This window comes from Methylocaldum sp. (genome assembly GCF_039794385.1).
Classification (GTDB): Bacteria; Pseudomonadota; Gammaproteobacteria; order Methylococcales; family Methylococcaceae; genus Methylocaldum.
Genome location: NZ_JBDIVO010000318.1, coordinates 1 through 5,147, shown reverse-complemented (window position 1 = coordinate 5,147; position 5,147 = coordinate 1). Strand labels below are relative to the sequence as shown.

Annotated in this window: 5 protein-coding genes; 3 read left to right on the top strand and 2 right to left on the bottom strand. The window is 52.8% G+C overall.

The window, feature by feature from the left end:
* Positions 1-178: 178 nt before the first annotated feature.
* Positions 179-871 (bottom strand): CHRD domain-containing protein, encoded by a 693-nt coding sequence (locus ABJK70_RS19690; protein WP_347258843.1) that lies wholly within the window; start codon positions 869-871, stop codon positions 179-181.
* Positions 872-1,620: 749 nt separating this feature from the next.
* On the opposite strand from ABJK70_RS19690, the gene ABJK70_RS19685 reads away from it, so the two are divergent.
* The 3 genes from ABJK70_RS19685 (at position 1,621) to ABJK70_RS19675 (ending at position 3,434) form a co-directional block, all read left to right on the top strand.
* Complete coding sequence (locus ABJK70_RS19685) at positions 1,621-2,424, top strand: hypothetical protein (RefSeq protein WP_077730803.1); 804 nt, start codon at positions 1,621-1,623, stop codon at positions 2,422-2,424.
* 176 nt (positions 2,425-2,600) lie between these two features.
* Complete coding sequence (locus ABJK70_RS19680; protein ID WP_077732814.1) at positions 2,601-2,765, top strand: DUF1328 domain-containing protein; 165 nt, start codon at positions 2,601-2,603, stop codon at positions 2,763-2,765.
* 321 nt (positions 2,766-3,086) lie between these two features.
* Positions 3,087-3,434: a hypothetical protein gene (locus tag ABJK70_RS19675; RefSeq protein ID WP_133718036.1), complete on the top strand. Its 348-nt coding sequence runs from the start codon at positions 3,087-3,089 to the stop codon at positions 3,432-3,434.
* 157 nt (positions 3,435-3,591) lie between these two features.
* On the opposite strand, the gene ABJK70_RS19670 is transcribed toward ABJK70_RS19675, so the two are convergent.
* Positions 3,592-4,050, bottom strand: coding sequence for an SRPBCC family protein (locus ABJK70_RS19670; protein ID WP_347258842.1), 459 nt, complete (start codon positions 4,048-4,050; stop codon positions 3,592-3,594).
* Between the last annotated feature and the right edge of the window lie 1,097 nt (positions 4,051-5,147).

Genomic DNA, 5,147 nt, shown 5'->3' with positions numbered 1-5,147 from the left:
AAGCAGGCCTTTTTAAGATAACGGTTAAAATTGAGGGACAGTTTCCGCGTTGGCTGATGGTCGGTTAAATCGTCAGGCTCATTGAGCCTTATGCTCGAATTCACCCGCCGACCAAATCCGATGGATTGCGGTCTTTGCCGACAAGCGATCGTTCTTCACTTCGCTCCTCTCGGCCCAACTACTGAGCCGGTTGTTCACCCGGCGGTTGTTCACCCGGCGGTTGTTCACCCGGCGGTTGTTCACCCGGCGGTTGTTCACCCGGCGGTTGTTCACCCGGCGGCTGTCCACCCGGCGGCTGTGCACCCGGCGGCTGTGCACCCACGGTGATGGATGTGAGCTGGCCGCGAATTTCCCCTTGGGGGTTCTGCTCCGAGTGTACATTCACATAGATGTTTCCGGCCTGAATGGCCTGAATCAACTCAGACATGTTGGTGATCGGGGTGCCAATTGTAGTCGAGCAGCCCATCTGTTCAGCAGTCATTTGGTCCGCCTCCTGAACGATATTGGCATCCGACACGGTTGCTCTAAGTTCAAGTGGTGCAATTAAGCCACCTCGGACCATTCCCAACAAGTCTACGACTATCGGACCGGCTTGCCCCGGTGGAGCGCAATGCAAATGCGCCTGGGTCAGTCTTGTCCCATCTTCGGTGTCGACTTGTTGCAATTGCTGCACGCTGACGTGGTAAGTTAATTGTGTCGAATCCTGATTGAGGGTAAAGATTCCCACCCCCCGGACTGTGGACTCGACTGGCGGAACCTCTTCCTGGCCCGTCAAATTCGCGACAAACGGTCCCTGTCCTTCTTGACTATAGACAGTGCCAGAAAATAATCCGGCCAACAAAATCGATATCGCTTTTTTGCGCATGATCATATCCCTATCCTCCGTGTAAATCCTCTGTTCCCGGTGACACACCACTTCGAGAACGATTACAACTCTGTAAGTAAATCCAGACTTACGGACCTGCCCTCTTGTTCTTCTGTGATTCGATGTTGCTACAGGTGCTTCCGTTCCGACACAGATTTCCTCATTTGCGAAACAGTGTTTTTCTTATTAGTAAATTATCTGAGACAGAGGTAGATATGTCATTGGACCAAACCGCTGCGTTCCAAGATATCGGGCAATATTGCCGGCACTGTTTTCCGCTGCGATGCAATGACGAACATCGGCCGCACCGGGAGGGCAATTCCGCGGGGTAATAACGCACGATCACAATTGCACCGGTTGCGAACGGATAAGGTTGGTAATTACTGTCGGCGTTTCGGCCACGATTGTCCCCATCATCACGCGAGAGGTGAAAGGACAAATGCGCGAGATTGAAAGAATCGGTTCCGATAGGCATGAACTATCGAGCGTCGAAATATACTTCGGCTCCGAAGCAGCCAATCGCGCGAACACAAATCTGCGGTTTCGTCGCGAGGACAGGCCGCTTTCTCCAAGCATGGCACGCGAAATTCGTTGACCCAGCCTTGGTGAATTGCAAGACGCCGCTCTGGAGCGCCACCACGGAATGCCGATCGATCACCAATTAACAATACTGTGTTACCACGTCGTTGACCGGGCCAGGCGTGTTGTAAACTGTGCCGCCAATTTTCTACGATGCTCTTGCGCGAGGTTTATTCATGGCGAACGGTTTTATCCAACCCAGACAGGCGTCTCCCGATGCGTGGCGAAACTGGATCAAGCAGGGGTTTGAGCTGGTTTCGCGGAAATGGCCGGTATGGATTGCCGTAATGACCGTGTGCTGCCTGGTTACCGGCGCCGCGGGCGCTGCGGAACCGATTGCGGGATATCTGACACTCGCGCTCGGGTTCAATCTCGCGGTGGTGGTGGATCATGAGTCCGATTGGATAGGAATGAGCTCGCGTTTCGGTTCGCTGTTCCGCGACGCAGTCAAATTCGCCTTTCAGGTAGGCATGTTCGTGTTTCTGACGACCATTCCCCTGAACATGGCTATCACCGCCAGCAAAGCGGCAGCCGTGGCCAATGAGAGCAGTCGAGTCGTTTCTGCCAAAACGGCAAACACTTACGGTGAAAGCGATTTGTCGACGCAACTCGCGCACGTTTATGAAGAAAGCGGAAATAATCTTATCGAATGGGCAATGATCTTACCCGTCGGCCTCGGCTTTCTTTATCCATTGCGGAGTCTAGGTGCAGGCTTCATCAGGGCGCTCGCGTACGGACAACATGGCGCCGCGCTGAATCGGAGCTCGATTCTCATGATAGCCGCCTTTTCTTTTGCGAGCGTACTGGTTTTCACAGCATTCGGGCTGTATCCGCTCATTCCCATCGTTCAAGGCTTCTGGATCGCCGTGAATTACGTGATGTTCCGAGACATTTTCTTGGGTATCACCGAAAACCGCCGGATTTCCGCCAAGGCGGCGAATCGGCTCGATGAGGTGCAAACAGCGGTATCCCGAATTTAGAGGCTGGCTGTATCGACTCGGTCGGCCTCGTCGGCTTATCGCATGATTTCTGTCAGAACGGGGCCACGTGCCGGAAAGATATCGATTGAGCAAAGCGGGCCTTACGCTTGTCTTATTTATTGCATCCACATTTCATCGCCCGGTGAAGTGCAATAACCAACCACGGAGGATATGCCATGATAGGTTGGGCAGTTACTTTCCTCGTCATCGCCATTATCGCCGCCCTTCTGGGATTCAGCGGCATAGCCGGCACGGCAGTCAATATCGCTTGGATATTGTTCGTTGTCGGACTGATCTTAGCTCTGGTCTTTTTCTTGATGGGCCGCCGTCCCCCTGTCTAGACGCGGGGACTTCGAACCTTTATTTGGCAGCCGCTGCCCGTCCAGCGGCTGTTGCCCAGCGTACAGTCGTTGCGGAATTTACCCACAACTCATCACAGCTGAATATCAGCCGCCAGCGACCACGCATCACGTGCGTCCGAATGGGCGCTGCACTTCGTCGCGGTCGTAATAACCCTCCTAGTGCCACATAGCGTCTACATTCCTGCTAAACTGGCGTGTCTCCGGCTTCCGCTAACTCATTAGCCTTCTGCGGATTCTGGCCGGTATTCCTCACGAACGAGGAAAAATTTTGCTGTTTGTTTGGCTTGAGGTATTGAGTGCATGTCCCTCGTAGAATGCAAAGAATGTGGCCACCGAAACTATGAAAAACTTTTTCAATGTCGAAAATGCGGTACGCTCACCCGTTTCGGCACCGAAAAACAAAAATTACGGCGTTTGGCTCTGGGCGTCGCGCTGATTGTCGGTGAACTAATGCTCTTGAATAATCCTGCTAAAGAAGAGCACTTTACGAAAGCAATCGAACTCGACCGCATACCCAGTTCATTTACAGTTGAGCACGATTTGGAGCTCTACGACTATCACGATTATTACCTATTCTCGGCCCTAAGCGTTGGCCGGGAAGGAAATAAGACGCTGCTCACGTTCGGATTTCTCTCGACGGTAATATAGGTCGGCGGATCAATTTATCGACAGCCTACTGATCTTGGGGCCTTTGCGTGACCGCGCACGGACAAACATGTCACCGCGGTCTCGCAAAGGCGTCGACTTCGCGCTCCGACCCGGTAGAGCATCACCAGCACGGTCAATAATACGATTAGCCTCAGAATCAGGCCGGACTGACGGAGTTCGGGTCTGGACCCCCAGTGTATCTGCCACGAGATTCGACGAATTCCTTGAAGTTCTGAAGATCATCCTCCAAGTTAGCCTCCACTATGCCGTGGACGTCGCCGATCTTTTCTTCCAGACTTTCGGGTTGGTATTCGATGTCCAAAGTCATCCGGGTACGCCCCATATTCAGAGGTTCGAACATAATTACGCCATGAGTATCGGCAGCTTCCGAATTTCGCCAGACGATGCGCCTTCCCGGCACGTGCTCGACAACCTCAGTAACCCACTCTATCGGCTTGCCGGCGATCACGCCGCGCCAACGTAGATGCGTGTCATCGATACGGCGGACTTCCTGGACGTTGTCCATAAACTCGGAAAATTCTTCGTACTGCAACCATTGGTGGTAAGCGACCTGTGCCAGCGCATCGATCTCGATGGACTTGTGCAGACTAGCCATGTCCGGTCTCCTCGGATTGAGTCGGCTGAATTCGATGTAACAACCCTACTACGTTAAAGACACACGGTGATCCTGCCGAACCCGTGGACGTAAAGTTGGACCTAGCGAGTGCAAAGGCAGTTCATGCAGATTCTTATACGCCAATCCGATATCTCCTAGCACTACTTCGCCAGATTTTTGATTCAACCATCCGGTTGATCTGGTTATGGATACGCATTGGGAACAGGAACTAGCGGATTGACTGCTTCCCTTTTGGGATACGTTAGGACATGAATCCCGGCAGCACTGGCACCGGTTTATCTGCACGGTCTAATTGGCCCCGGGGAACGCCGACCTCGCGGCACTGCCCGCTTAAACCAACACATAACCGACCCTGGGTTCACCCTCGGAATTTACACCACCTTGATGGACTCAATCTCATTATCAAACCTCATCACTCATCATCACACGTTGCTGACCATGGTCACGCTCGGCTTTCTACAACACCTTCGGCAGAAATCCGCCCGCCGGGGAAAAAGTGCGCGACACCGCACCCCGGCCCCAGCCTGCCGATGATGGTCCGGCGCCGGCTACTGATCTTCAGATGCCCTGACTGCCACCATTGCTTCCGGCATAAGCTCGCCAGATAACTGGCGAAGTAATTTTAATAAGTTCTCGGGTATAAGAACTCTGTATTCTTGATATCGATAGGCAAAAAAAGACCCGCTGTAAACAGCAGGTCTCAAAGCGGTGAATTCTGTTTTTTTTTCAATTGAAACTCAACGATTCGGACTAACGCTCGCTTGGAGCTTGTCCTGGCTGCGGCTCGGCTGGGCTGCCGCCACCGGGACCGCCGGGACTGGTTGGAGTTGTCTCGTTCTGACAGCCACCGAAGGCGAGCGAAAGCCAAACTAGGCCAACGGCAATCAGCTTTTTCATAAGCTTATCTCCTTTCAGATTGAGGATCGTGAAGCTCCATCCCTAAAAAGCGATGCATTGCCTCATCTAAAGTGACATCGGTAGCTTCACTAAGTTCTTGTATCCGATGTCGAAAGCAGATCCGATCAGAGCATTTTCGTATTCATGAGGTGAAACGCTCGGGCAACTACCTTGACTAG

Coding starts and splice junctions, on each gene's coding strand:
- ABJK70_RS19670 (WP_347258842.1), bottom strand. CDS start 4,050: ATGGCTAGTCTGCACAAGTCCATCGAGATCGATGCGCTGGCACAGGTC.
- ABJK70_RS19690 (WP_347258843.1), bottom strand. CDS start 871: ATGATCATGCGCAAAAAAGCGATATCGATTTTGTTGGCCGGATTATTT.
- ABJK70_RS19685 (WP_077730803.1), top strand. CDS start 1,621: ATGGCGAACGGTTTTATCCAACCCAGACAGGCGTCTCCCGATGCGTGG.
- ABJK70_RS19675 (WP_133718036.1), top strand. CDS start 3,087: ATGTCCCTCGTAGAATGCAAAGAATGTGGCCACCGAAACTATGAAAAA.
- ABJK70_RS19680 (WP_077732814.1), top strand. CDS start 2,601: ATGATAGGTTGGGCAGTTACTTTCCTCGTCATCGCCATTATCGCCGCC.